The following is a 26,243-nucleotide window of genomic DNA, read 5'->3' on the forward strand; positions in this document are numbered from 1 at the left end:
ATGGATATCAGAGCAATACACAAAACCAACTGCTTAGATCTCATCCCTATTTTTATTGAGTTAGAACATTACTACTTCAAAGAAAAAGCTTCATCAAAACACGATCTGGTCCATTATCTAAAGAGCCAAGTCTTCTCTGAACATTCTGGTGTTAATATCATTGCGGTTTACGATAATGATGACGTCGTAGGCTTTGCATCTTATACCGTCATGTTCCCTGCCCCAAAACTCTCAGGGCAGATGTACTTAAAAGATCTGTTCGTATCTTCGAAGGTTCGAGGAAAAGGGGTTGGTCTCAAGTTAATGAAGTATCTGGCATCTTTGGCGATCAAGTGTGGATGCCAAAGGTTGGACTGGACAGCTGAAAGTAGTAACCCTACCGCAGGTCAGTTTTACCGCTCAATTGGTGCAACACTAATTCATGAAAAAGAGTATTATCGTTTTTCAGGTGATGCATTACGCGAATTCGCCAAAACCGACTAACGAGTCACTAGGCTTGGCTCACCGCTGAAAGCGTCCATCACCCTATCTCCGATTGAAATGTGCTCTTCGTCACCTAACTAATACGTCATGTGGTGACATTTACCGCCTAATATCGGTGAATAAATGCAACTCAACTCAAAATTCGTTGTCAGATTGTCTACCATACGACGCATAGCTTTTTACATCTGCGTCGAGCTTGTTTATTATCAGCGCAGTATTTTAAAGGTTACTAAGAAATTATTATGCAATTAAAGAAGTGGTTAGTTGCCGTACCATTAGCAATGACATTGCTGACAGGATGTTCGGTATTGGAAAGACTGGTTTATCGTATTGATATCAACCAAGGCAACTATGTAGAACAAAGTGCGGTTGATAAATTAAAGTTTGGGATGACTAAAGCACAGGTTCGCTTCGTATTAGGGTCGCCAATGCTTATTGAAAACGGCTATCCAAACACTTGGTATTACATCTATCATCATACTCCTGGCCATGGCGAACCAGTACAGAAAGATCTGATTGTAAACTTTAATGACCAAGGCACACTCGCAGACATCAGTGGTGACTTTCCAAAAAGTGACGCATTTTACGAGCAAATTCAGTAAACTGACTTTTGCAAAAAAACCTCCCGTTTGGGAGGTTTTTTATTATATAGAAATCACGTTAGTCAAACTTTGAGTAACTCACATGAGCTATTGGGTTTATATTAATCCTGCTTATTTTTACGTACAGAACTAGGCTTGCCACCGGTGACTGGGTCTGCACTTCCCTCGGCTTTAGCCTGCTCCGCCCTTTTACGGCGAATCTCTTTCGGATCGGCGAGTAACGGACGATAAATCTCTATTCGGTCTCGATCTCGAACGGTCGCATCCAACTTCACGTTACGACTAAACACACCCACTTTGTTCTTGGACAAATCAATTTCAGGGTACAACTCCAATACACCGGATTGTCGAATGATCTCTTCTACCGTTGCGTGATTATTTACCACTAAGTTAAATACACGCTGTTCATGAGGAAGAGCATAGACAACCTCAACGTGAATCATATCTGACTCAATACTCATAACACTCGTAGACCTGTTTTGCGCGTTTAGTAAATGCATTTACCATATTACTAGTAAGCTCGTTAAAAATCTTACCGAAGGCCATCTCAATCATTTTACTTGAGAATTCAAACTCAAGCTTTAGTTCAACCTTGCAAGCTTGCTCATCTAGCGCGGTAAAAATCCAACCACCACGCAACGTCTTAAACGGGCCATCCACCAAGTTCATCATAATTGCCTGACCGGGGATCAACTCATTTGAAGTCGTAAACGTTTTGCTGATTCCAGCCTTCGCCACATCGACAGAAGCCACCATACCATTCCCCGAAGACTCAATGATTCTAGAGCCCGAGCAACCAGGCAGAAATTCAGGGTATTTAGCAACATCATTAACCAGATTGAACATCTGTTCGGCGCTAAAAGACACAAGCGCAGAACGGCTGACTTGCTTCATACATACTCCTATCGATACATGTACAGATTTAAAGCTACTCGCCAATTTTACTTTTATTCCACGATTGCGCAAATAAAAGGATTTCCTATCCGATATCCAACCCGTATAATGACGCTATTATGGCAAAGAAAAAAACGAAACAAAAAGCGGGTAGCAATACTATCGCGCTGAATAAAAAAGCTCGCCACGAGTATTTCATCGATGATGAAATCGAAGCTGGCTTGGAGCTCCAAGGTTGGGAAGTGAAAGCCCTTCGCCAAGGTAAAGCCAATATTTCTGAAAGTTACGTATTTATGCGTGACGGTGAAGCCTTTGTGAGTGGCATGACAATCACTCCTTTAAATCAGGCATCGACACACGTTGTGGCGAATCCTACACGTGTGCGTAAACTACTAATGAGTCGTCGTGAGCTGGATAATCTATTCGGACGTGTAAACCGTGAAGGTATGACATTAACGGCCCTCTCACTGTACTGGTCTCGCTCTTGGGTGAAACTAAAAATTGGCGTAGCAAAAGGTAAAAAGCTGCACGATAAACGTACGGATCTAAAAGAAAAAGACTGGGCAAGAGAAAAAGCACGCGTAATGAAGAGCGCGCTGCGTTAATCTTGACCACTTAAACGCATAGTACTGGACAGCCAATGCTTTTCTGTTACTATGCGAATATTACCTGGGGCTGATTTAGGATTCGACGGGAATTCAGAAGTCTGAGGTGCATGCCGAGGTGCGGTAGGCCTCGTTAACAAACCGCAAAAAAATAGTCGCAAACGACGAAAACTACGCACTAGCAGCTTAATAACCTGCTAAGAGCTCTCTCGCCCTAGCTTCCGCACGTAAGACGGGGAACAACGAGGGATCAAACCCAAACGCGCTAGCCCGGATTCTCCCGCCTGAGAGATGAACGGCGAATTTTAATTCAGGCTAGTCATTCATTAGCGTGTCGGTTCGCAGGTGGGTGGCGAAATTAAAGATCGACTAAGCATGTAGTACCAATGATGAACGGTTTTCGGACGCGGGTTCAACTCCCGCCAGCTCCACCAAACGTTTGGAAAAGGCCACCTTCGGGTGGCCTTTTTTGTATCAACTAAAATAGTCTCTTTTTTCAAACATTCATGCTTTCTGAAATCTTACTACATAAATTACCGCATACCTTTGGCCCATGTAGGTTTACAAACTCGTTGAGTATTAATCAGTAAACAAGAAGTTCATAAGTACTAATCAAAAAGGCAGAGAGCATGGTACTAAAAGCCCTGCAACTTAAAAGTTTTCTGCTTACCTATCCTTTCTAAGAGATAACTAGATCTAAGTCTAAAGCCTATACTCATCTCCCTCGATGAATTGATTGATGCATTTATTGTTAGTCCCTACTCGCTTGTTTCATTACAACTCTATAGATGTAATGACTACAAATAGTAGTTACAAAAAATAATGTAACTCTAATCACAAAGTTAACCTTAGATATTGAACAGAAACACAACATATATAGATTTTTAAATTTCAAAATGAAAGTATTGTTGTGAAAAATTAAGTTGCTGGAATTATTACAGTCATATTAGTGAGCATTGTAATGAATTTTGAAGAAAGTAAATTGAATGACGAACACGTTAATCAATACACACCGAAAATCAATGGTGTGTTAACAAAGAAAGGAAAACCACTTAGTAGCCTGAAGGTTAGCCTTAGTATTGGTTTAAGCACGTCAGGGAAATCAATAGACTTATCAACATTCACAGACAGTACTGGTCGCTTTGAATTTTCTCCAGTCTATGAAAATAAAAACATCATAAGCACTCCTCTTATTGAGCACTATGTAACTATTGTTTTAGTCGCAGAACTCAGTAATGATGAAAGTACTATTATTTGGGAAGGAAGCTTTGATGGTTATAAAATAGAGGATTACGTAAAAAATAACATGGCTAACCTTTCTTGTGACACTGAGAACCCTCTTAAGTACTTTGCTTTTTCAATTGATGATGAAGAAAACGATGACTACTACGTAAACAGCCAATGTAATTTATTTGGTTATATAGACTCTGACTTATATGGAAATTAAACAATGCACTCATGATACAACTCCAGTTCCTATGTCTCCTCTTTGTCCATTTATGGGGGATATTGAGTATCGGTTAGAAGGAGGTTCTGGTATCGACTTCCACGCTCATGGACTGGGAAAAAATCTGTTCCGGGTTATGTCAATAACGCTACAAGTAATGAGTGATCGGCACTACAATCTAAGCCTTAAACTTATCTAGAACGCAACGTATTTCTTGACTTCAACAATAGATATAACGCTCGGATGACTGATGGTTGGGTAAGTAAAATAGTCTCTTCAACTTTGACTTTACTAAGAATTTCAGGTCTGGGTCATATAATACAACAGATGCGACCGTAGGCCTTGCTACTTGGGCTCAATTAGCTAATTTCAGAGCTAAAAAATGAATGTAACGAACACGTGCGCGGTATTATAGGCCACATAAATGTAATGTCAGGCAATGCGGAAATTAACCTATCTAATATTACTTGTAGAGCAATAAAGCTTTGTTTTTCAAGGTTAGTAAAAAGGCTAGACAGTCATGCTAGTAACGTATTAAATACCCTGGAGTAACAATAAAATAAATTAGCCATCGTTTTATATATACGCTTCATCGGTCTTAAATTATTTGAATGATAAATAATAAAAGTGCGAAGCTATTTTGCTTCGCACTTTTATTGAGTCCAGCACGGCTAACTATATTAGAAGCGATACTCTACACCTAGTGATGCTTGGTTAAAGTCTGTTTCCGTGTTTGCACCGTTCGCGACATTCTCCGCATTGAGTTCTACGTCGTACCACATATATTCTGCGTTAACTAAGAAGTTATCAGTAACTTTAAAACCCACACCGGCACCAGCGAATACACCTTCATCATCTTTGTTGCCTTGGAAGCCCGCAACGTTGTAATCCGTCGAGTACCACATTTGACCGCCTTTTGCGTAAAGGTCGACACGATCAGCAATGGGAGCGGTAACTTTTAGAGCCGCTGTATAGCCGTCCGTTTTGGCATTTGCTAGGTTATTACCATAGCTACCGAAATCAATGTAACCACCTTCCAACGCTAAGTAAGGATTAAAACGGTAACCAACTAAACCTTGAATAACATCGCTGTCATCATCAAAGTCATCTTGTCCATCAACTTTTAAGTAACCGTAGTTGGCGCCAACATATACACCATGATCGTTGGAGTCCGCAGCATGTGATAAAGTACTAAACGTTGCTAAAGAAAAAAGGCTAATCAAAGTAACAACATTGCTTTTCATTTCGTTCTCCTAATATAAGTTCCATTGAAGGTTCGAATAGTAAAGAGCAAATGCAATGCCAACTTTAAATTAATGAAAAATATATTTAATTTTATAGAATACTGACAATACTCTAAAGATCGCCGAACAAAAATAGAAAAAAAGAGCTGTCTGTTTACTTTATATAAACAATACTAAATTGAGGTTAATCGCTGATGTGAAAAAGATTCTTGTTAATTTGTAGATTTTTCAAAGAAATTAAATAAACATCTAAAATACTCTTGTAGATTAATCAGTCAAAAAAATGCTTAGCTAGTTTTTATAAGAAAGGAAGCTAATCACACATACGTTGCATCTTACTTTGCTTCAAGCCGTGAATATTCTACTCTTTGCCTAAGCAGAGTTTAATGGAACTGAAGTATGTTAAAAGGCAGTGAATACCCTTCTATTCGAGCATTAAGGACGTTTGTCGCGGTCTCTAATTACCTCAGTTTCTCTAAAGCAGCGGATGCCCTATGTATTACGCAAAGCGCAGTAAGCAAACAAATCGCATCGCTGGAGCAATTGGTGGGTTTACCTTTAATACAAAGATGGGCGAGTGGTATTGAGTTAACCGAAGAAGGCAAGCGTTATCTGCCGCAAGTCACAGAAGCTTTGGAGCTTATTCAGCATGCAACTGCCAACTTAATCCAGTCAGATTCAAAGCAAGAATTACTCACCGTGGACGTAACCCCTTCTTTTGCCAGTCTTTGGTTGATACCTAATATTGATGACTTCCACCAGCAACATCCTAACATCCGAGTAAGAGTCTGTACTGGGGATGGGAACGTCAAAGATTCGAGCAACGAAAGTGACTTACATATTCGCTGCCTTCCATTATCCACGCATTATGAATACAGCCACTTACTATGCGAAGAAATACTACTATTGGTCGGTACTAACGCTCCTGCACTCAAGAATGTGCACGCTGTTAGCGACTATCCGCTGATACCTCAAATCACTCGTCCTCAGTTGTGGGAGCAATTTAAGGCGGCACATGCAGTAGAATCAACCGTTACCTATCACTCTGTAGGCTTTGAACATTTTTACCTAGCTTACGAAGCCGTCAAAATGGGAAAAGGACTCGCCTTACTTCCTGATTTTATGGCGCAGAATTCTATTTTAAGAGGGGATATCCAACATATTCTCAACCTAACTTTACAGAGTGATTATGGTTATTACGTGATGATCCCGAATTATCGCCTATCGGCTAAGAAAGTGGCGGCGTTTTACGAATGGTTGAAGAGCAAGCTAAGTTAATGTTGTTTCTTTAAACTCGTTTAGGTAAACCAAAACAACTCAAAGACTTCGGTATCTGTCTGCTCAAATTTATGGCATTCTCATCCATACTATTTAAAAAGGATAAATGGATAGTAGGATATGGACAGCAACACGCCAAGACTCTCTTTACGCACCATTGAGCCGACCGATTACCCAGAGCTCGCGGAATTAATGGACCTTGTTTTTCCTGATGTTGGTGGCTCATGGCCACGCCTGACCATCATGGATCTCATTCATCAGTTTCCTGATGGACAAATCTGTATTGAGGATAACGGAAAAATTGTCGGCGCAGCGCTAACAATCAAAGTGGACTACAACCGATTTTCACTTCCTCACCTGTACACCGACATCATCACCGAGAACAACGTCATCCAAAACCAAGTGACCGGTGACGCCATGTATGGTCTCGATGTATTTGTTCACCCGGACTACCGTGGGCTGCGTTTAGGTCGCCGTCTGTATGATGCGCGTAAAGAACTTTGCCGGAGTAAGAATTTCAAAGCAATTTTAGCCGGTGGCCGCATCCCGAATTACCACAAATATGCTGACGAATTGAGCGTGGCTGAATACATCGACAAGATAAAACGCCGTGAGCTTCACGATCCTATTTTGTCTTTTCAGCTTGCAAATGACTTCGATGTAAAGCGTATTATGCGTGGTTACTTGCCAGAGGATAGTGCTTCTAAAGGCTACGCAACTCTACTGGAGTGGGATAACTTCTTCTACGAAGAGGATATTCAATCCGTCCATGATGTAGAAAAAACGCTGATTCGGATTGGTGTTGTGCAGTGGCAAATGCGCGCCATGAATGACTTAGAGGACTTGCTCGATCAGGCTGAGTTCTTCATTTCTTCTCTTGCGAACTACAAAGCCGATTTCGCCCTATTCCCTGAATTCTTTAACGCGCCGCTGATGGGATTGCAAAACGACCAAAATTCCGTCGAAGCAATTCGCTTTTTGGCTAGCTTTACAGAAGAGATCAAAAACCGCTTCTCGCAGATGGCCGTCACCTACAACATCAACATTATTGCAGGCAGTATGCCCGTCATCGAGGATGGCAAGTTGTATAATGTGGCCTACTTGCTGCAACGAGATGGTGAAATAAACGCTCAATATAAGATCCACATCACGCCCCATGAGCAAAAAGACTGGGTGATCGACGGTGGTGACAATGTTCAAGTGTTCGAAACCGATGCAGGCAAAGTCGGCATACTGATTTGTTATGACAGCGAGTTCCCAGAGTTGGGAAGAATGCTCGCCGAGCAAGGCGCACAAATTGTGTTCGTTCCTTTCTGGACAGACACAAAAAATGGCTACCAACGAGTACGAATCTGTTCCCAATCACGAGCCATCGAAAACGAATGCTACGTTGCAATTGGGGGCAGTGTCGGCAACTTACCTCGTGTTGATAATGTCGATATCCAGTACGCACAATCTGCCGTATTTTCACCGTCGGATATCTATTTTCCACACGATGCGACCTTGACAGAAGCAAGCGCCAACACCGAAATGATAATCTTCGCTGATGTTGATTTGACTAAGTTGAAACAGCTTAATACCGAAGGCTCTGTCACCAACTTACGTCATCGCCGCCTTGATTTGTATGGTGCATTCACCAAAGCCAAAGAGTCATAAGGATCTCCCTAATTCGCCGCTACCAAAGAGCGTGGCGGCGAATAAAGCCTGCTGCAGGTTGATTCTGCGCAATTATCAGAGGCATGTCAGTTTTTCTCAATGGTGAGAAACAAGAATTGACCCAATAGGACATTCGGAGTATCACTCCAACTTCGTTCCGCTTTTATTAGGGGAAAGCTTTTGGAACATATTAACGAACTTCTCGTGTCAATGAAGCCTTTGCTTGAGCAATACGGCTACGTTGCGCTGATTGTCAGTATATTTCTAGAAGGGATAGGTATCCCGATGCCTGGTCAATCACTGATGATCGCGGCATCTTTGCTCTCGTCAGAACAAGTCATGAACCTAAGTATGGTAATGATGGTATCGTGGCTGAGCTGCTTTTTGGGTAATACCTGTGGTTACCTAATCGGCTATTACTTTGAAGGCTGGTTGGATAAAAAAGGCTACATTTCCGGCCCGAAGATGCAAACGCTTCAATTGACTATCCAGAAATACGGCCCTACGTGCTTGGTCGTCAGCCGCTTTATTGAAGGAATGAAGCAATTTATGCCTCTTGCATGCGGTATCGCGAAAATGCCACGTAGAGAGTTTTTGCTCGGTAACGCCCTCGCGGCGACGGTTTGGGTATTGGTATTCAGCTTGTTAACTCACTTTGCATTTGAGCATTTAAGCGTGTTGAGCAACCTGTACACCGAATACAAATATCTGGTATGGGCATTTGCTGCTGTCTTATTTACGTGGATGGTTTTAGGTATTGTTAAACGCAAAAAAGCCAAATCAATGCAATAACAACAGTCTCTTCATTAACGCATAACTAAAGCTCGTGGTATCAGTGAGATACGCAACACGAGCTTTTATCTTTTTCTTTACGTGTAAAATTTAAACAGCCATTTAGACGTCTAGACGTTGACAATGTAGAAGTGTGATATTAGTCTGCTCTTCTCTCTTATCATTAACATTGTCGTTTACATGTCCGGTTCCCAACAAACTACTAAAACAGTTGCACCGTCTGCGGTCGCACTGATCCCATTAATTGTATTCCTTGCGCTATTTATTGGCGTAGGCACTTACTTATCTTTGCAAGGCGTGGAATTTGCCTTCTACCAGCTGCCTGCACCCATAGCGGTGTTACCAGCCATCATCATTGCGTTTCTTTTAAGTAAAGAGAAACTTAACCGCTCAATCGAACACTTCATGCGTGGTGTTGGCCACCCAGACATCATCGCAATGTGTATGATCTATCTGCTTGCAGGTGCCTTTGCTGCGGTAGCAAAAGCCTCTGGCGGTGTTGATGCAACAGTGAACCTTGGTTTATCCGCTATTCCAACCAGCATGATTTTACCGGGCATTTTTCTGATTTCTGCTTTTATCGCAACAGCAATGGGGACTTCGATGGGTACCATCGCAGCCGTTGCCCCCGTAGCGTTGGGTATTGCTGAATCAGCAGGAATGAGCTTACCGTTAACCGCAGGCGTTGTACTGAGCGGCGCTATGTTTGGTGATAACCTTTCTATCATCTCTGACACCACCATCGCGGCGACACGCTCTCAAGGTTGTGAGATGAAAGACAAGTTTAAAGAGAACATTCGTATTGCTTTACCTGCGGCGTTGATCGCGATTGCAGTGTTCGCTTTCAACAGTACTGCGACTCAAGTGCCTGCAACTGGCGATATTGAGTGGCTAAAAGTCTTGCCGTACATCACTATTTTGATCCTAGCGGTATCTGGTGTGAATGTGTTTGTGGTTCTGTCGATTGGCATTCTTTTGGCTGGCGGCGTGAGCTTGGCATCGATTGACAATTACGGACTAACTAATCTAGCCCAAGACGTATACAAAGGCTTTGGTAACATGCAAGAGATCTTCTTGTTATCCATGCTGATTGGTGGCTTGAGTGAACTGATGCGTCGCCAAGGTGGTCTTGCTTTTCTAACAAATTTCGTTAGTAGCCTTATCCACGCGTTTGGCTCTAGCCATTCAAAACACGCGAACAGCCGCGCAAGTGAGCTAGGTATCGCGGGCTTGGTTTCTATGGTGAATGGTTGCACGGCAAATAATACGGTCGCCATCATCGTATCGGGTAGCGTGGCGCGTCAGTTGGCGGAAGAGAACAATGTCTCTCCTCGTCGCTCAGCAAGCTTGTTGGATATTTTCTCGTGCGTGGTACAAGGCATTTTGCCTTACGGCGCGCAAGTATTGTTGCTAGGCTCAGTATTTAACCTTTCTCCATTAGAAGTGGTTGCCAACTCTTACTACTGTTTCGCGCTGGCAATTGCAGCCATTGTGGCGGTGTTTATCAAACACCCAGCACGCCAACCTGCAGTGCAAACCGAAAACTAACGACAAATACCAAAAAGGCTCCGATGGAGCCTTTTTGCTTTCCGTTCTTCTTTATTTTCCTTGCTTCAAACAGATTCACTTTAAAACTGAACGCAAACTTTGCGCACTGTGTAAAGGAATCGCGAAGCAATGCGCCACATCGCGTAGAGCTTCCACCTGAGCCGCGTTACTGATTGCTAATTCGCCTGCCACATCGAAGTGGTTATTCTCAAACCCCACTCTCACATCGAATCCAAGTAACATCGCACTCGCTAAACAGTCTTGCTCTCGCGCACCAAAAGCACAAATGGCACATCGAATTTCTTCCTCGTCAAAACGCGCCAAATTCAAACCTCGTAAATCCCATGGCGAAGACTGTTGAGTTTGGTGATAACGCCCTAACACCACTAATGCATGCTGATACGTTTTAGGTAACACGCCCGCATCGCGTAGTTGGAAATAACGTTCAATGTCGGTTGTATCGTAGAGAATAATTTGGCTCACGATGTTGTGCTCTGCCAACCAATGGAAAAAGACATGCCCTTCTTTCTCACTTGCGCGATCGGGGATTAACTCCCTCAATGCGAAAGAAGCCGCTTCAGGTTTCACAGCTTTGACTAACGCCCTCTGTTGTGGCGGAGAATATAAACCCACCGCTTCTGTGGTGAGCTGAACCATCAAGGTTTCTCCCACCGCTTCTTTCACGGCATGGTAAATTGCCATGTTGTCGTCGATGTCTAATGAATGACATCCGTTGGCGTCTCTAGCATGCAAATGGATCATGGCAGCCCCTGCCGTTTGACAAGCGATAGCCTCTGCAACCAGTTCGTCTGTTGTCATGGGTAAGCTGGCGTGATCGTGCTTAGTTTTTCTTGCACCGTTTGGGGCCACGATAATAGCGATAGGCTCTCGTATACATCGATTTTCTAATTCCATTCCTTCGCTACCTCTTTTAGCGTTAATGAGAGTTTGCCAACTAGCTCATCAATATGGTGAGGCTGAATAATGAATGGCGGCGCAAGCAAGATATGGTGCCCATTAACGCCATCAATCGTTCCGCCCATTGGATAGCACATTAAGCCATTTTCCATTGCTCGCTGTTTGATGCGTTTGTCTGCCAATGTGGCTTTACTCAGAGGCGCCTTGCTTTCTTGATCCGCCACCAGCTCAATGCCAAAAAACAAACCTTTACCACGAATGTCGCCAATGTACGGTAAATGGGCCAATGCAGAAGTAAGCTCATTACGCAGCAAAGCACTTTGCCGATTCACCGCCGTTAACAAATTATCTTGGAAGATGGTTTGAATGGTCGCCACGGCAGCAGCGCACGCCACAGGGTGCGCCATAAAAGTATGACCATGTTGGAAAAAACCGCTTCCATCAGCAATAGCTTGATAGACTCGATCATTCGCAACCACCGCGCCAATAGGTTGATAACCCGCACCAAGCCCTTTAGCCATACACACCAGATCGGGTTCTGCCTCTTCTTGCTCAAACGCAAAAAAACTGCCACTGCGTCCAACGCCACACATGACTTCATCCAAGATCAATAACACATCGTATTGGTCGCATATTTCGCGAATACGCTTGAAATAGCCTTGCGTTGCAGGCACAGCTCCAGCGGTGGCACCCACAATGGGCTCGGCGACAAAAGCCATGACATTATCAGCCCCCAACTCAAGAATTTTTGCCTCTAGCTCATTCGCCGCTCGCAATGAGTAATCCAATTCCGACTCATGACTCTGCTGATAACGATAAGCATAGCAAGGGGCGATATGATGGCTCGGGTGTAAGATGGGTTTGAACGGTTCACGTCGCCATTCATTACCTCCGACAGCCAAAGCCCCCAAGGTATTGCCGTGATAACTTTGCTGACGCGCGATGAATTGCTTTTTCTCTGGCTTACCTGATTCCACGAAATACTGCCGCGCCATTTTTAGTGCCGACTCCACCGCTTCTGATCCTCCACTGACTAAGTACACATGGTTGAACTGTTCAGGCATGTGCTGACAAATCAATTCTGCTAGGCGCTCACTGTTGTCACTAGTAAAAAATCCAGTATGAGCAAATGGCACTCGCTCGATCTGTTCCAACATGGCTTTTTTAACGGCGTGATGACTGTGGCCAAGGTTTGATACCGCAGCACCACCACAAGCATCGAGATACTGCTTTCCATGCTTATCGAATAGATAAACACCTTCACCTCTATCGATGATTGGTAGCGTGGCATGGCAATGACGGTGAAATACGTAAGACATTTGAGTCCCTTCCAATGTGTAATACTTGCACACATAATCAGGAACAAACCCAAACGTGACAAGAGAATAAATCTCACCCTCTATGAGCTTTTGGAATACCACAAACCAAAAACACCAAAACCCTTGATATTTAAACAATAAAATAAAAATAGGCCAGCTTTTTTAAAGGCTGGCCTATGGGTAACCCAAAGCTAAAAACAGAATCGTTTTACGAGTTTAGTGCCTGTTCTAAATCGGCTAGAATATCGTCAATATGTTCAATACCCACCGATAAACGAATCATCTCTGGAGACACACCAGCTTGTTTTTGTTCTGCTTCGCTCAATTGACGATGAGTCGTCGATGCTGGATGGCAAGCCAATGATTTTGCATCGCCAATGTTCACCAAACGCTTAAAGATTTTCAAAGCATCATAAAAACGCACACCAGCGTCATAACCATCTTTTAAACCAAACGACAAAATCGCAGAAGGCTTACCTTTCATGTATTTTTCGGCGAGATGGAAGTGTTCAGAACTTGGCAATCCGGCATAACTTACCCAACTGACTTTGTCATTCTGTTCCAAGAATTCAGCTACTTTGAGTGTGTTCTCGGTATGGCGCTCCATACGCAGCGGTAACGTTTCTAACCCTTGCATAAGCATAAATGCATTCATCGGTGATAATGCTGCTCCGGTATTACGCAGTGGTACGGTACGCGCACGCCCGATAAATGCCGCCTCACCAAACGCTTCGGTATACACCACGCCGTGGTAAGAAGGTTCTGGTTGGTTGAAAACAGGAAAGCGGTCTTTGTGCTGTGCCCAAGGGAATTTACCGGAATCCACAATCACGCCACCTAATGTGGTGCCATGCCCACCAACGTATTTAGTGAGAGAGTGAACTACGATATCCGCACCAAATTCGATGGGTTTGCAAAGCACTGGCGTCGCAACGGTGTTATCCACAATCACAGGTACGCCTTGTGCATGAGCAAGCTCCGCCACACGTTCTAAATCGATGATATTGCCCGCAGGGTTCCCAATGCTCTCGCAGTACACCGCTTTGGTATTTTCATCAATTAATTCGGCCAAACTTTCTGGCTTGTCATCTTTAGCAAACTTCACCTGAATACCTTGATTTGGGAGCATGTGCGCAAACAAGGTATAAGTACCGCCATAAAGTTGCGGCGTAGAAACGATGTTATCGCCCGCTTGCGCTAACGTCAGAATCGCATAGTTAATCGCTGCACTCCCCGCACTCACGACCAATCCAGCAATGCCGCCTTCTAACGCTGCCATGCGTTTTTCCAGCACGTCATTAGTCGGATTCATGATGCGAGTGTAGATATTCCCCGGCACTTCCAAGTTAAACAGATCAGCACCATGCTGCGCGTTATCAAACTCGTACGCGACCGTTTGATAAATCGGTGTCGCGACAGATTTGGTGGTCGGGTCAGTTTCGTAACCAAAATGGATGGATAGCGTTTCGTCTTTCATGTTCTTCCCTGTCTTTCATCACTCAAATAGCGGCAAGAAAAGCACTTACCTTGCTTAAAACTTATATTGCCCAATTTTTCAACAAATAACGTAGGGATGAATCACAGAGATAAAACGCTATTTCAACTGTCCAAGTAACCAGTGACGAAACGTTTCTGTCGCATTCGTACGTGTGTTCATGATCAAGTAATACCCTGCATTAGCAGGAATCGGTTTGAATGGAGAAACCAAACGCTCTGTCGTCAATTCATCCTCAATCAGTGCCATTCGTGCCATCGCAATCCCAACGCCTGCTTCGGCTGCAGACATTGCCATATCCGTTCGATTAAAAAAGTGTCCGATATCGGTTTTAAAATCCAACCCCATCGCTGACGCCCAATATAGCCACTCATAGTCACGCGTCGCTTTTTCCCATGGCATCGCATCGTGTAGTAGCGTCGCCTCTTGCCATTGCTTCACTGGCATTGAGTTTTTTTGCTCACCAAACAACGTTTTTAGCCAGCCATGATCCTCAAGGTATTTTGGACTCATCACCGGCAGCAGATGCTCATCCAAAATCAGCTCCGCGTTAGCATTTCTATAAGGATGAAGACCATAGTCAATTGCGACGTCATAGTCTTTTATCTCACTGTTTACCAGCGCACCTTCCGCAAAGATTTGTACTTGGATATCCGGATTATCATGATGGAAGCTTTCGAGCTTTGGGACTAACCATTTGAAAGCAAAAGAAGGCGTCAACTTCAAACGAATTTCATTGGTTTGCTTTTCTACTTTGAGCTCATCAAGCAATTTGCTCAGTTCCGAAAAGTGAAACTGCGTCGCTTGGTGTAACTGAGTGCCTTTTACGGTTAAACGAATACCGCGAGAATGGCGTTCAAATAAAGTAAAACCTAATAACGCTTCCAAATGAATAATTTGTTGGCTTATGGCACCAGTGGTGAGGTGTAAATGTCTTGCAGCACCAGTAAAGCTGTTGTACTCCGCGACTTGGCTAAATAAACACAAACCACTTATCAGATTACTTTTCATCCTTGAGCCTATAGTTTTTCTAAACGCTGTGTGTAATTTATATCGATTGTTAACAAAAGGTAAAGAAAAGAAACTGAGCACTCTGATAAATGTGTGGAGTGCATCAATGGAAGTCATCGTATTAGGCAGCGGCGTTATCGGCTTAACCTCTGCTTGGTATTTATCTCAAGCAGGCTATCAAGTTACCGTCATTGACCGCCAAGCAAGCAGTGCCATGGAAACGAGCTTCGCCAATGCCGGGCAGATCTCATATGGCTATTCTTCGCCTTGGGCTGCGCCTGGTGTTCCTGTTAAAGCCATTAAGTGGTTAATGGAGGAGCATGCTCCACTTAAAATCAAACCCACTCTGAATGCCGACATGATCCGCTGGGCAAGTAAAATGGTCGCGAACTGCACCCTACCTCGCTATCAAGTTAACAAGGCTCGCATGCTTTCGATCGCCAACCACAGCCGTATTTGCTTAGAACAGTTACGCCAAGAACACGCCATTGAGTATCAAGGACGTCAGTTTGGGACCTTGCAAGTATTCCGAACACATCAACAGCTGCAAGCCATTGAAAAGGACATGCAGCTCCTTGAACAAAGCGGAACCCGATTTAAGCTAATGGACGTCGAACAATGTATTGAACAAGAGCCAGGGCTTGCACTTGTGAAAGACAAACTGGTTGGTGGCTTGCATCTACCTGATGACGAAACGGGCGATTGCCATCAATTTTGCCAACAACTAACGGAGCTTGCTAAGGCACACGGTGTCCGATTTGAGTTCGATACTGAAGTAAGCAATTGGGTTACAGTAGGCAAAAAGATCATAGGTGTCCAAACGAACCGAGGACAATTTAAAGCAGACCAATATGTGGTGGCCTCTGGCAGCTACTCTACAGCGCTACTCAAGCAACTCGATATTGATATTCCGGTCTACCCTGTCAAAGGCTATTCACTCACCATCCCGATGGAAGATGAACACTTCTCTCCTCGATCTACTGTGATGGATGAAACCTATAAAGTCGCTATGACTCGATTTGATGACAGAATTCGCGTAGCTGGCACCGCAGAATTAGCAGGGTTTGATACTTCCCTTCCACAAAAGCGCAAAAACACCATCGAAATGGTCATCCGTGATCTTTTTCCTCGTTGTGGTGACTTCAGCCAAGCTGAGTTTTGGAGCGGCTTTAGGCCAATGACGCCTGATGGCACACCAATTATCGGCGCGACTAAATACGATAACCTTTTTACTAACACCGGACACGGAACTCTGGGCTGGACGATGGCTTGTGGTTCAGGTCAATTGCTAGCAAGCGTAATGAAAGGTGAAAAAGCAAAAGTGATGGATAATGCGGAGCTTAACCTTTGTCGTTACTCCTGAGGACATGACTGAACAAAAAACAGGCAGACACTTACTCCACAAAATGCATAACCACTGGTATTTTTAACTCATCAAAATCGCAGCACATTTAAATGACAATGTGCTGCATAATTAATCATCAGACAAATCTTCTACCTAAAAGGAGCAAATAAGCAATAAGAACCAAATTTTAACAACTGCTCTCCATTCTGTGTTCATCATCACGCTACAAAGGATTTGTAGCTAAAAAAGTTAACAATTGCATTACATAAAGGGTAATGTATTGTGTGAAAAACAACCACAAACACAACTAACAGGGAAAATACTCATGCAGTCATTAGTTGATTTTCTGAATGGAATTATTTGGAGCCCGGTACTGATCTATTTGTGCCTTGGCGCAGGTTTGTTCTATTCAATCATGACGCGTTTTGTACAAATTCGTCACTTCTTTGAGATGTGGCGCTTATTACTTTCAGGGAAGAGTTCAACAAAAGGGATATCATCATTTCAGGCACTTGCCGTTTCACTGTCTGGCCGTGTAGGTACAGGTAACATTGCTGGTGTTGCTGCTGCTATCGGTTTCGGTGGCCCAGGCGCCGTATTCTGGATGTGGGTCGTAGCCTTCTTTGGCGCTGCAACCGCATACGCAGAATCAACACTTGCACAAATTTATAAAGAAGAAGACGAAGGCGAGTTCCGTGGTGGCCCTGCTTACTATATTGAGAAAGCAATGGGACAAAAATGGTACGCTTGGATCTTTGCTATCGCGACCATCTTTGCTTGTGGTGTTCTACTTCCTGGCGTTCAATCGAACAGTATCGGTAACGCAGTAGAAGCCGCATTTGGCTCAGGTGACATGATTGAAACCGCTATTGGTACCTTCAGTTTTGCTAAAATTTTCACTGGTACGGTTGTTTGTGTCATTTTGGCTTTCATCATTTTTGGTGGCGTAAAGCGTATCGCGAACTTTACCCAAGTCGTTGTGCCATTTATGGCGTTAGCTTACATCATTACTGCGTTTGTCATCATCCTTCTAAACATTGGTGAGGTTCCACGCATTTTCGGCATGATCATTGGTGACGCGTTCACACCAATGGCAGGCGTTGGTGCAGCAATCGGCTGGGGTGTAAAACGTGGTGTCTACTCCAACGAAGCAGGTCAAGGTACTGGTCCTCACGCAGCAGCAGCAGCGAGTGTTGATCACCCTGCTCAGCAAGGTCTTGTTCAATCTTTCTCTATTTACATCGATACACTACTTGTGTGTTCAGCAACCGCGTTCATGATTCTTATCACTGGCGCGTACAACGTAAATGGTGCGATTGAAGGTACATTCCTGGTTCAAAACCTACCAGCGGATATTGGTGCAAATGGCCCTGTGTTTACACAGATGGCGATCGAAAGCGCACTACCTGGCGTGGGTAAGCCATTCATCGCAATCGCTCTATTCTTCTTCGCGTTTACGACCATTCTGGCTTACTACTACATTGCAGAAACGAACATTGCTTACATTCGTCGTACGTTCAAAGTAAATGGACTGATGTTTATTCTGAAAGTCATCATTATTTCATCCGTGTTCTACGGAACCGTGAAAACCGCCAACTTAGCATGGGCGATGGGTGATGTAGGCGTAGGACTGATGGCGTGGCTAAACATCATCGGTATTTTGATCATTTTCTTTATGTCGAAGCCTGCACTCAAAGCACTGAACGACTACGAAGAGCAACAAAAACGTGGTGTGACCGATTTTACATTTAACCCTGTTGCACTGGGCATTAAAGGCGCAGATTACTGGGAAGATAAGTACCGACGTAAAACGGGTAAAGCTCCAACGGCAGACAGCAATAGCGCAGAAACTGTTGAGCAACCATCAACATAGCGTTATCACATAAATAAGAAAAAGCAGTGGTCCGATTGAGGACATAAAAAAGGGGGATTAACCAATGGTTAATCCCCCTTTCTTCATTATGAGTAACAGCTTAGGCGATAACCGCTTCAACTTTACGAGCGATTTTTGCTTTACCGACAGGTAACACTTCACGACCAAATTCGTTGTTCAGTACTTGCGCCATTGCGAAGTAAATTGCACTTGCGCCACAGAAGATACCCTCGAAGCCAGCGATAGCACCGATCACTTCGCTACCAGTGAAATCACGAGCAGCAAGCAAGAAGAACAGGATAGTTAGAGAACCAAATACCACTTGCTTCGCTGTTGGGTAACATAGAGAACCAATGAACATGAAACCAGTGAAGATGCCCCAAAGCGCTAGGTACCAACCCATAAAGCTTGCAGGGCTTGCAGGAAGACCCATGTGAGGCATTACGATTAGACCAACCAATGTTAGCCAAAATAGACCGTAAGAAGTAAACGCAGTTGTGCCGAATGTATCACCGCGTTTAAAGCACATGATGCCAACGATTACTTGGCTAAGGCCACCGTAAAAGATGCCCATCGCTAGAATCATAGAGTCAATTGGGAAAAATCCTGCATTATGAATATTGAGCAGAATAGTGGTCATACCGAAACCCATTAGACCTAGCGGTGCTGGGTTAGCCAGTTTTGTCGACATGTACAAATACCTTTTTTCAAAAATGTTGATAAAAAATGCGCGCGAATTTTAATGGGCTGCAGAACAAAAGAGAAAAGCTGTTATTGAAAACTTAGATTCCATAAATAAACCACTACATATATAAAAAAAGACCCTGCAAAAAAGCAGAGTCTTTATAGATGGTTAGGTTGTTTTTTACTCGATCACTGACAAGAAATCTCGTCCCAGAACCAGTTGCTTTGCGTTGGGCTTTCCCATACTCCAGGGCCATTTTTTGCGACAAAACATTTGTTTTGGTACGTCACTTTATCGCCGTTAGCGACTTGCGTTACACCCGGCTCCCACTGAACAAAATTGCCTGTCACTGGTGGTTCTGGCTCGGTTACTGGCGGCTCAGGTTCTGTGACGGGCGGCTCTGGCTCAGTCACCGGTGGTTCAGGTTCCGTTGTAGGCGGCTCCGTAGGAGTGCCTGAAACCAGCTTCCACGGGTCTCCTTTCGTTGGCTCATTACCTTGTGACCACCATTTCGCTTCGTAAACAGCACCTTGGTAAGAGACTTGTTCCCCCGTGTTATATACTTTGCCAGAATCCCAAGCTGCCACACCACCTACAGGCGGATCGACCGGATCCACTGGATCTAACTTGTCAACTACACGAACTTCTGGCCAACCCGCATGAGATTGGTAGAAGTTAGTTACACATTTCTCATAATCACCTGCAACTAGCGCAGAGTAAGCCGTTTGGAAACCAACAAGTTCACATTCAAAAGAGTGGCCTCCCGGACGATCTGAGTAGTATTTCCAGTTTCCATCCCAGTTGGTGTACAACACGTCTGTCGCACCATTCAGATTTAAGCTACCGTAAGGCGTCTGCTGCCAACAGGTATTGGTCTCATCGGCTTCAATTGGAATTTGATAATGAGCGGCAAGTCCTTCCCAATAGCGAATACGGTTAACAGGTTGACCTTTATCTTTGTTTTGCTCCCCACACTCAATACCACCATTGATCACGTTGATGGTGGTACCAAAGCCGTAACCAATGCCAGCATCAAGCTCACGCTGTGAAGGCACCCAAGTACGGTCAATCACATGTAGCATTGCAGGTTTCGGTGCTTGTGGGGTTAGGAAGAACCAGATAGCCGATGCCAAGTTCAGCCATGAATCCGCAACCAAGCCTGGATTTTTTAGCAATACAGATGCATCACCATCAAACATCACTTCAGAGAACGCGCCATAGTTAAAATGGTAAGAAAGCTGTTTAGCACCACGTCCAAAATAACCTTGTCCTGGTTCACATGGCCAGCGTTTGTTTTGCCAGTCATTTTGACCACAACCTGTTGTGTAACCTTCTTGCCCTTCAGACCATCCCATTTCTCGCACATGAACCAAAGCTTGCTGCCACTCTTCCAACCCTAGCGGATTATCCGATACGTTATCGATCGAAATATGGCCACCGGTTTCCTGTGCAAAGTGAGCAAACGCTGTCACGATCGATTTTTTACAAATCGCATCCGAATCACGACCGTCTGTGTACTCACCACAGAATGCTGGGAACTTGCCAATTGCACGTAGGAAACGCGTGTAAGTGTATTCAGGTGCCGCCATTTGAGTCAGGAAGTCCCACTCACTTTCGGGGAATACACGCTCTACACGCTTCACGTTTTCTGGGTTGGTTGTCGCCCCTGGAACAATCGCTTCAACCACTGAGTTCGGGCGTGTCTCTAATGCTTGTGACCAAATGGCATACATAGGATCAGAAGTTTTGCTTTGCTCTACGGCTTGAACGTCACCACGAGCAATAACATAACCATTCGGATTTTGCGGATCGGGCTGAATATTCATACTCGCATTCACTTGTGCTGCTAAGACACAACTCAATGCAAGAGGAAGATGTTTGAGTGCAAACATGTCTAGTCTCCGGATTTCAACAATACAATATACGAGGAATAACTAGACATATAGTGGATCATATATACGAAACACCGAGCCAAGTACGTTGATTCTGCGAGACAAAATGAATAAATAGGTCCTCACACACATTTTGTCACAAGAAAAATGTTACCTTGACTCAAAAGAAAAGCGGAGACCCTGTGAGCCTCCGCTTTGTGATGTTTCTCTCTTTATTGTTCTGCCGAAACCACCTCTAGCTTCGCGGTTGACTTTTGTTTAGACAGCACAAAATAAACCACACACTGAGAAATAATTGCGGCAAGCACAATCACTGGTGAGGCGTTGATTCCAGCTAAAAGAAAACACCCCAATGCGATCATTCCATTGAGTAATGCGTAAGGTAATTGTGTACGGAAGTGCTCATACTGTTCACACCCCCCTCCTGTCGACGACAAAATCGTAGTTTCAGAGATGGGAGAACAGTGATCGCCAAACAAGCCACCAGATAATACCGCACCAATACAAACCAACAGTGGTGCATCAATCGCGACGGCAGTTGGGATCACTAATGGCATCATGATGGCAAACGTCCCCCAAGATGATCCCGTAGCGAACGAGATAATACCGGCCAGTAAAAACGCAACCGCTGGCAATAACCAGTAAGGGAAACCGGCTTGAGCTTGTTCAGCAATGTATGCAGCTGCACCTAATTCTTTCCCAACCGAGCTAAGCGCCCAAGCCAATACCAGAATCACCGCCACTGACATCATGTTTGACATCCCTTTCAGATAAACCTGAATACCATCCGAAAGCTTTCTTACGCCATAAAACGCCATCAGCGCAATTAAAGTGAAGGCCGCGAAGAAATATGCAGAAGAAAGTGCAGCCCTAAACGTTGATCCTGCCACTTTTTGAAATGGAAAACCGTGTGGCACGAGGATGGTACATAGAACCACCAGCATAACGAGCAAAGGCGCCCATACAAAACTGGATTTTGCATTTTTATGCGTAAACACATTCATAGACTCCTGTACTTTCCCAAAGTCGGAGCCCTGTTCTGCTAACTGCCCAGCCTTCGCCATCGGTCCGAAATCTAATTTGAAGAAAGAGACAATCGGCACAATCGCGATCGCAAGAAAGGCGTAAAACTGATACGGGATCGCGCCAATGAAAGCATCCCAATCACTCATACTGACATTCAGGGCAGTAAACTCTTTTTGAATCAATCCCATGATGTAAACGCCCCATCCGATAAAAGGGATCAAGATTGCGACGGGAGAGGAAGTAGAGTCGATAATAAAAGCTAATTTTTGGCGTGATACTTTTAACTTATCAAATAAAGGGCGAAAAACAGGACCAACAATCAACGGTGTACCAAGGTCAGAGAAGAAAATAACCACACCACCGAACCATGCGGACAGTTGAGCTTGGCACTTACTCGCCACCCATTGAGTGACCTTTTTAGCAAACGCCACACCACCGCCAGATTTCTCCATCAAGGCAACAAAGCCACCAATAAAGACCAAGAGCAAAATGACGCCCGCATTGTAGCTGTCAGTTAATTGCGGCAGTAGATAGCTTTTCATCAATGCACTAAACGAGTCTAGTGGCCCTTTTTCGACAAATGTCCCTTCAAGCATAGCGACACCACTCACCACACCGGCGAATAAACCAACAACGACATTTCTTGTGGTCAGCGCGAGGAAAAGAGTAATAAGGATGGGAATGAGAGAGGTAACGTCAGCCTGTTCCATAGCAATACCATTTATGATAATTAAACAATTAAAATGAATATATATTTAATTTAACCGCATGTATATATCTCTCACAAAAAAGTTGAGCCACCTCTTCACAAACTTGAAGTACAAAAAAACCAGCCCGAAGGCTGGTTCTTATAAACTCAACTGTCTAGAGGAAAATTATTCCCACTCGATAGTCGCTGGTGGCTTACCTGAAATGTCGTAAACAACACGAGAAATGCCATCAACTTCGTTGATAATACGGTTAGAAACCTTACCTAGGAAGTCATATGGTAGGTGTGCCCAATGAGCAGTCATGAAGTCGATAGTTTCTACCGCACGTAGAGACACAACCCAATCGTACTTACGGCCATCGCCCATTACACCAACAGAACGTACTGGTAGGAATACCGTGAACGCTTGAGATACTTTGTTGTATAGATCAGCTGCGTGAAGCTCTTCAATAAAGATAGCATCAGCACGGCGTAGCAAGTCACAGTACTCTTTCTTGATTTCACCAAGAACACGAACACCTAGACCAGGACCTGGGAATGGGTGGCGGTAAAGCATGTTGTAAGGCAGGCCTAATTCTAGACCAATCTTACGAACTTCATCTTTGAACAGCTCACGTAGTGGCTCAACAAGACCCATTTCCATGTCATCTGGAAGACCGCCCACGTTGTGGTGCGATTTGATCACGTGCGCTTTACCAGTCTTAGATGCAGCTGACTCGATTACATCAGGGTAAATCGTACCTTGAGCTAGCCATTTCGCGTTTTTCAGCTTCTTAGACTCTTCATCAAATACATCTACGAATACGTGACCGATAGTCTTACGCTTCTCTTCTGGGTCAGACTTGCCTTCAAGTGCTTTTAGGAAGCGTTCTTCAGCGTCAACTTTGATGATGTTCAAACCAAATTGGTCGCCGAACATATCCATTACTTGTTGACCTTCGTTTAGACGAAGTAAACCGTTATCAACAAATACACACGTTAGCTTGTCGCCGATTGCACGGTGAACTAGCATCGCGACTACCGATGAATCAACACCACCAGATAGACCTAGGATAACTTCGTCGTCACCCACTTGCTCTTTAATACGAGCAACCGCGTCTTCGATGATAGATTCAGAAGTCCATAGACGTTCACAGCCACATACGCCAAGAACAAAGTTCTCAAGCATTTGTAGGCCACCTTTTGTGTGTGTCACTTCTGGGTGGAACTGAACGCCGTAGTATTTCTTCTCTTCATTCGCCATCGCAGCGTAAGGACAAGTGTCTGTCTCACCAACTTTTACGAAATCGGCTGGGATCTCTACTACTTTGTCGCCATGGCTCATCCAAACGTCTTGAGTTGCTTCAAGATCTTTAAATAGAGCACATTCACCAGAAACTTTAACCTGAGCGTAGCCAAACTCACGTTCGTTAGAGCCCGCTACTTTGCCTCCTAGCTGTTCCGCCATGGTTTGCATGCCGTAACATACGCCAAGCAAAGGAACACCAGAATCAAACACATATTGAGGCGCGCGTGGAGAGTTCTCTTCCGTTACGCTTTCTGGACCGCCAGATAGGATAATGCCATCTGGGTTGAATTCGCGAATATCCGCTTCTTCTACATCCCAGCTCCATAGTTCACAGTAAACGCCGATTTCACGTACGCGGCGAGCTACTAATTGAGTGTACTGAGAACCGAAGTCCAAGATCAGAATACGTTGGTCATGGATATTTTTAGTCATTTTGAGCAGTCTTTTTAAGGCTAAGTGATTAAAACCGAGGCGAGTGTACTCGCCTCTTCTTAATGCTTCAAGGAAAAAGCAAACGTTTCCGCTGGGTAATTAGTTCCCTAGACGGTAGTTCGGCGCTTCCTTAGTAATTTGAACATCGTGTACATGAGACTCTTGCATACCTGCACCAGAGATACGTACAAATTCAGCTTTCGTACGCATATCTTCGATAGTTGCAGAACCAGTTAGACCCATGCTTGAACGTAGACCACCCATTTGTTGGTGTACGATCTCTTTTAGACGGCCTTTGTATGCGATACGACCTTCGATACCTTCTGGTACTAGCTTGTCCGCTGCGTTGTCAGACTGGAAGTAACGGTCAGAAGAACCTTGAGACATAGCACCAAGAGAACCCATGCCGCGGTAAGACTTGTAAGAACGGCCATTGTATAGAATCACTTCACCCGGCGCTTCTTCAGTACCAGCAAACATAGAACCAACCATCACACATGATGCGCCAGCTACGATTGCTTTACAGATATCACCTGAGAAACGGATACCACCGTCAGCAATAACCGGAATACCATAATCATTAGCCACTTCTGCCGCATCTGCGATTGCAGTGATTTGTGGAACTCCCACACCCGTTACAATACGAGTTGTACAGATAGAACCAGGGCCGATACCAACTTTCACTGCGCTTACGCCAGCTTCGATTAGTGCTTTAGCACCAGCACCTGTTGCTACGTTACCACCGATGATGTCTAGATCTGGGTAAGCAGCGCGAGTTTCGCGGATGCGGTTTAGTACACCTTCAGAATGTCCGTGTGAAGAGTCGATAAGTAGAATGTCAACGCCTGCTTCAACTAGAGCAGCAACACGCTCTTCGTTACCCGCACCAGCACCAACTGCTGCGCCAACACGTAGGCGACCACGCTCATCTTTACATGCGTTTGGTTTACGTTCTGCTTTGTGGAAGTCTTTCGCAGTAATCATACCGGTTAGTTGGAACTCATCATTCACAACCAATACTTTCTCTACACGAGCTTCGTGCATTTTCTCTTGCACTTCTTCTCGTGTTGCACCTTCTTTAACTGCTGCCAACTTCTCTTTTGGCGTCATTACTGAAGATACTTTCTTAGAAAGGTCCGTCACAAAACGAACGTCACGACCAGTGATAATACCAACAAGCTCATTGCTCTCAGTGACAACAGGGAAACCTGCAAAACCATGCTTTTCAGTGAGTGCAACAACATCAGCGATGGTCGCGTCAGGGTTTACAGTAACCGCGTCAGTTACCATACCAGCTTCGAACTTCTTAACTTTACGAACTTCGGCTGCCTGCTGCTCAATAGACATGTTCTTGTGGATAAAGCCAATGCCACCCTCTTGCGCTAGCGCAATTGCTAGACGAGCTTCAGTAACAGTGTCCATAGACGCTGAAATCATTGGGATGTTTAGGGTGATGTTCTTAGTTAGCTGAGTGCGAAGATCAGCTGTGTTTGGGAGAACGGTGGAGTGTGCTGGCACAAGTAGTACGTCATCGAATGTCAGCGCTTCTTTGGCAATTCTTAGCATTTGCAATATCTCACAATTAGAGGAGTAAAAAGACAATCCAATCTCATCGTTTCGCATAATGAGGGTAACCAGTTTTAGGTTGTTGGCTACATTTGGATTAGATATTGCGGAGGGATTATACGGTTAACGCAATCG

The 26,243-nt window shown here is 44.3% G+C and carries 22 protein-coding genes and 1 other RNA gene; 11 read left to right on the forward strand and 12 right to left on the reverse strand.

Translation table 11 applies throughout. The annotated features are described in order from the left end of the window. On the forward strand, positions 1–483 hold the full coding sequence (locus R7P74_RS11965; protein ID WP_005381636.1) for a GNAT family N-acetyltransferase: 483 nt from the start codon (positions 1–3) through the stop codon (positions 481–483). Between the two features lie 242 nt (positions 484–725). Further along, positions 726–1,085, forward strand: a complete 360-nt coding sequence (gene bamE / locus R7P74_RS11970) for an outer membrane protein assembly factor BamE (RefSeq protein ID WP_017820585.1) — start codon at positions 726–728, stop codon at positions 1,083–1,085. A 101-nt stretch (positions 1,086–1,186) separates the two neighbouring features. Here bamE and R7P74_RS11975 read toward each other — a convergent pair whose 3' ends face one another. Both R7P74_RS11975 and R7P74_RS11980 read right to left on the reverse strand, forming a co-directional pair. Then, positions 1,187–1,546 carry an RnfH family protein gene (locus tag R7P74_RS11975; RefSeq protein WP_005381640.1) on the reverse strand — a complete coding sequence of 120 codons (360 nt, stop codon included), beginning with the start codon at positions 1,544–1,546 and terminating at the stop codon, positions 1,187–1,189. Continuing rightward, positions 1,536–1,979, reverse strand: a complete 444-nt coding sequence (locus R7P74_RS11980; protein WP_005381641.1) for an SRPBCC family protein — start codon at positions 1,977–1,979, stop codon at positions 1,536–1,538. The genes R7P74_RS11975 and R7P74_RS11980 overlap by 11 nt, the downstream gene beginning before the upstream one ends. Positions 1,980–2,098: 119 nt before the next feature. Between R7P74_RS11980 and smpB the strand changes: the two genes are divergently transcribed. The 3 genes from smpB (at position 2,099) to R7P74_RS11995 (ending at position 4,031) form a co-directional block, all read left to right on the forward strand. Beyond that, the gene (gene smpB, locus R7P74_RS11985) at positions 2,099–2,584 is read left to right on the forward strand and encodes an SsrA-binding protein SmpB (RefSeq protein ID WP_005381642.1); all 486 of its coding nucleotides are present in this window, start codon (positions 2,099–2,101) and stop codon (positions 2,582–2,584) included. A 66-nt stretch (positions 2,585–2,650) separates the two neighbouring features. Further along, positions 2,651–3,018, forward strand: a transfer-messenger RNA (tmRNA) gene (ssrA, locus tag R7P74_RS11990). A gap of 527 nt (positions 3,019–3,545) precedes the next feature. Continuing rightward, complete coding sequence (locus R7P74_RS11995) at positions 3,546–4,031, forward strand: DUF6795 domain-containing protein (protein WP_047102125.1); 486 nt, start codon at positions 3,546–3,548, stop codon at positions 4,029–4,031. 680 nt (positions 4,032–4,711) lie between these two features. Here the strand turns inward: R7P74_RS11995 and R7P74_RS12000 are convergent. Then, a complete protein-coding gene (locus R7P74_RS12000; protein WP_213894156.1) occupies positions 4,712–5,275 on the reverse strand; it encodes a porin family protein in 564 nt (187 codons plus the stop codon). 399 nt (positions 5,276–5,674) lie between these two features. On the opposite strand from R7P74_RS12000, the gene R7P74_RS12005 reads away from it, so the two are divergent. The 4 genes from R7P74_RS12005 (at position 5,675) to R7P74_RS12020 (ending at position 10,549) form a co-directional block, all read left to right on the forward strand. Beyond that, the gene (locus R7P74_RS12005; RefSeq protein ID WP_213894157.1) at positions 5,675–6,553 is read left to right on the forward strand and encodes a LysR family transcriptional regulator; all 879 of its coding nucleotides are present in this window, start codon (positions 5,675–5,677) and stop codon (positions 6,551–6,553) included. A 120-nt stretch (positions 6,554–6,673) separates the two neighbouring features. Then, positions 6,674–8,209 carry a bifunctional GNAT family N-acetyltransferase/carbon-nitrogen hydrolase family protein gene (locus R7P74_RS12010; protein ID WP_005381670.1) on the forward strand — a complete coding sequence of 512 codons (1,536 nt, stop codon included), beginning with the start codon at positions 6,674–6,676 and terminating at the stop codon, positions 8,207–8,209. A 204-nt stretch (positions 8,210–8,413) separates the two neighbouring features. After that, positions 8,414–9,001 (forward strand): DedA family protein, encoded by a 588-nt coding sequence (locus R7P74_RS12015; RefSeq protein ID WP_005381671.1) that lies wholly within the window; start codon positions 8,414–8,416, stop codon positions 8,999–9,001. Between the two features lie 180 nt (positions 9,002–9,181). Beyond that, positions 9,182–10,549: a Na+/H+ antiporter NhaC family protein gene (locus R7P74_RS12020; protein ID WP_167426846.1), complete on the forward strand. Its 1,368-nt coding sequence runs from the start codon at positions 9,182–9,184 to the stop codon at positions 10,547–10,549. Positions 10,550–10,624: 75 nt separating this feature from the next. Here the strand turns inward: R7P74_RS12020 and R7P74_RS12025 are convergent, their stop codons facing one another. From R7P74_RS12025 to R7P74_RS12040, 4 genes are all read right to left on the reverse strand, one after another. Beyond that, entirely contained in the window at positions 10,625–11,464 is an 840-nt protein-coding gene (locus tag R7P74_RS12025; protein WP_318122866.1) for a 3-keto-5-aminohexanoate cleavage protein, read from the reverse strand. Further along, positions 11,455–12,786, reverse strand: coding sequence for an aspartate aminotransferase family protein (locus tag R7P74_RS12030; RefSeq protein WP_137281745.1), 1,332 nt, complete (start codon positions 12,784–12,786; stop codon positions 11,455–11,457). Before R7P74_RS12030 ends, R7P74_RS12025 begins: the two co-directional genes overlap by 10 nt. Positions 12,787–12,994: 208 nt before the next feature. Then, the gene (locus tag R7P74_RS12035; protein WP_205460833.1) at positions 12,995–14,263 is read right to left on the reverse strand and encodes an O-acetylhomoserine aminocarboxypropyltransferase/cysteine synthase family protein; all 1,269 of its coding nucleotides are present in this window, start codon (positions 14,261–14,263) and stop codon (positions 12,995–12,997) included. Positions 14,264–14,380: 117 nt separating this feature from the next. Then, positions 14,381–15,292, reverse strand: coding sequence for a LysR substrate-binding domain-containing protein (locus R7P74_RS12040; protein WP_053302974.1), 912 nt, complete (start codon positions 15,290–15,292; stop codon positions 14,381–14,383). Positions 15,293–15,398: 106 nt separating this feature from the next. Between R7P74_RS12040 and R7P74_RS12045 the strand changes: the two genes are divergently transcribed. Together R7P74_RS12045 and R7P74_RS12050 are read left to right on the forward strand one after the other, a co-directional pair. Beyond that, entirely contained in the window at positions 15,399–16,655 is a 1,257-nt protein-coding gene (locus tag R7P74_RS12045) for a D-amino acid dehydrogenase (RefSeq protein ID WP_225455720.1), read from the forward strand. Positions 16,656–16,962: 307 nt separating this feature from the next. Next, positions 16,963–18,510, forward strand: a complete 1,548-nt coding sequence (locus tag R7P74_RS12050) for an alanine/glycine:cation symporter family protein (protein WP_005381681.1) — start codon at positions 16,963–16,965, stop codon at positions 18,508–18,510. Between the two features lie 100 nt (positions 18,511–18,610). On the opposite strand, the gene R7P74_RS12055 is transcribed toward R7P74_RS12050, so the two are convergent. From R7P74_RS12055 to guaB, 5 genes are all read right to left on the reverse strand, one after another. Then, positions 18,611–19,201: an acetate uptake transporter gene (locus R7P74_RS12055; RefSeq protein ID WP_005381682.1), complete on the reverse strand. Its 591-nt coding sequence runs from the start codon at positions 19,199–19,201 to the stop codon at positions 18,611–18,613. Positions 19,202–19,383: 182 nt separating this feature from the next. Continuing rightward, entirely contained in the window at positions 19,384–21,087 is a 1,704-nt protein-coding gene (locus R7P74_RS12060; RefSeq protein ID WP_318122867.1) for a chitinase, read from the reverse strand. 212 nt (positions 21,088–21,299) lie between these two features. Beyond that, entirely contained in the window at positions 21,300–22,823 is a 1,524-nt protein-coding gene (locus tag R7P74_RS12065) for a Na+/H+ antiporter NhaC family protein (protein ID WP_318122868.1), read from the reverse strand. Positions 22,824–22,988: 165 nt separating this feature from the next. Further along, positions 22,989–24,542, reverse strand: a complete 1,554-nt coding sequence (gene guaA, locus R7P74_RS12070) for a glutamine-hydrolyzing GMP synthase (protein ID WP_005381685.1) — start codon at positions 24,540–24,542, stop codon at positions 22,989–22,991. 99 nt (positions 24,543–24,641) lie between these two features. After that, positions 24,642–26,108 (reverse strand): IMP dehydrogenase, encoded by a 1,467-nt coding sequence (gene guaB / locus R7P74_RS12075; RefSeq protein ID WP_017633908.1) that lies wholly within the window; start codon positions 26,106–26,108, stop codon positions 24,642–24,644. Positions 26,109–26,243 lie beyond the last annotated feature (135 nt).

This window comes from Vibrio sp. 2033 (genome assembly GCF_033339735.1).

Bases quoted from the DNA above. Each gene is read 5' to 3' on its own strand.
- R7P74_RS11965 (WP_005381636.1), top strand. From the start codon at position 1: ATGGATATCAGAGCAATACACAAAACCAACTGCTTAGATCTCATCCCT.
- bamE (WP_017820585.1), top strand. From the start codon at position 726: ATGCAATTAAAGAAGTGGTTAGTTGCCGTACCATTAGCAATGACATTG.
- R7P74_RS11975 (WP_005381640.1), bottom strand. From the start codon at position 1,546: ATGAGTATTGAGTCAGATATGATTCACGTTGAGGTTGTCTATGCTCTT.
- R7P74_RS11980 (WP_005381641.1), bottom strand. From the start codon at position 1,979: ATGAAGCAAGTCAGCCGTTCTGCGCTTGTGTCTTTTAGCGCCGAACAG.
- smpB (WP_005381642.1), top strand. From the start codon at position 2,099: ATGGCAAAGAAAAAAACGAAACAAAAAGCGGGTAGCAATACTATCGCG.
- R7P74_RS11995 (WP_047102125.1), top strand. From the start codon at position 3,546: ATGAATTTTGAAGAAAGTAAATTGAATGACGAACACGTTAATCAATAC.
- R7P74_RS12000 (WP_213894156.1), bottom strand. From the start codon at position 5,275: ATGAAAAGCAATGTTGTTACTTTGATTAGCCTTTTTTCTTTAGCAACG.
- R7P74_RS12005 (WP_213894157.1), top strand. From the start codon at position 5,675: ATGTTAAAAGGCAGTGAATACCCTTCTATTCGAGCATTAAGGACGTTT.
- R7P74_RS12010 (WP_005381670.1), top strand. From the start codon at position 6,674: ATGGACAGCAACACGCCAAGACTCTCTTTACGCACCATTGAGCCGACC.
- R7P74_RS12020 (WP_167426846.1), top strand. From the start codon at position 9,182: ATGTCCGGTTCCCAACAAACTACTAAAACAGTTGCACCGTCTGCGGTC.
- R7P74_RS12025 (WP_318122866.1), bottom strand. From the start codon at position 11,464: ATGGAATTAGAAAATCGATGTATACGAGAGCCTATCGCTATTATCGTG.
- R7P74_RS12030 (WP_137281745.1), bottom strand. From the start codon at position 12,786: ATGTCTTACGTATTTCACCGTCATTGCCATGCCACGCTACCAATCATC.
- R7P74_RS12035 (WP_205460833.1), bottom strand. From the start codon at position 14,263: ATGAAAGACGAAACGCTATCCATCCATTTTGGTTACGAAACTGACCCG.
- R7P74_RS12040 (WP_053302974.1), bottom strand. From the start codon at position 15,292: ATGAAAAGTAATCTGATAAGTGGTTTGTGTTTATTTAGCCAAGTCGCG.
- R7P74_RS12045 (WP_225455720.1), top strand. From the start codon at position 15,399: ATGGAAGTCATCGTATTAGGCAGCGGCGTTATCGGCTTAACCTCTGCT.
- R7P74_RS12050 (WP_005381681.1), top strand. From the start codon at position 16,963: ATGCAGTCATTAGTTGATTTTCTGAATGGAATTATTTGGAGCCCGGTA.
- R7P74_RS12055 (WP_005381682.1), bottom strand. From the start codon at position 19,201: ATGTCGACAAAACTGGCTAACCCAGCACCGCTAGGTCTAATGGGTTTC.
- R7P74_RS12060 (WP_318122867.1), bottom strand. From the start codon at position 21,087: ATGTTTGCACTCAAACATCTTCCTCTTGCATTGAGTTGTGTCTTAGCA.
- R7P74_RS12065 (WP_318122868.1), bottom strand. From the start codon at position 22,823: ATGGAACAGGCTGACGTTACCTCTCTCATTCCCATCCTTATTACTCTT.
- guaA (WP_005381685.1), bottom strand. From the start codon at position 24,542: ATGACTAAAAATATCCATGACCAACGTATTCTGATCTTGGACTTCGGT.
- guaB (WP_017633908.1), bottom strand. From the start codon at position 26,108: ATGCTAAGAATTGCCAAAGAAGCGCTGACATTCGATGACGTACTACTT.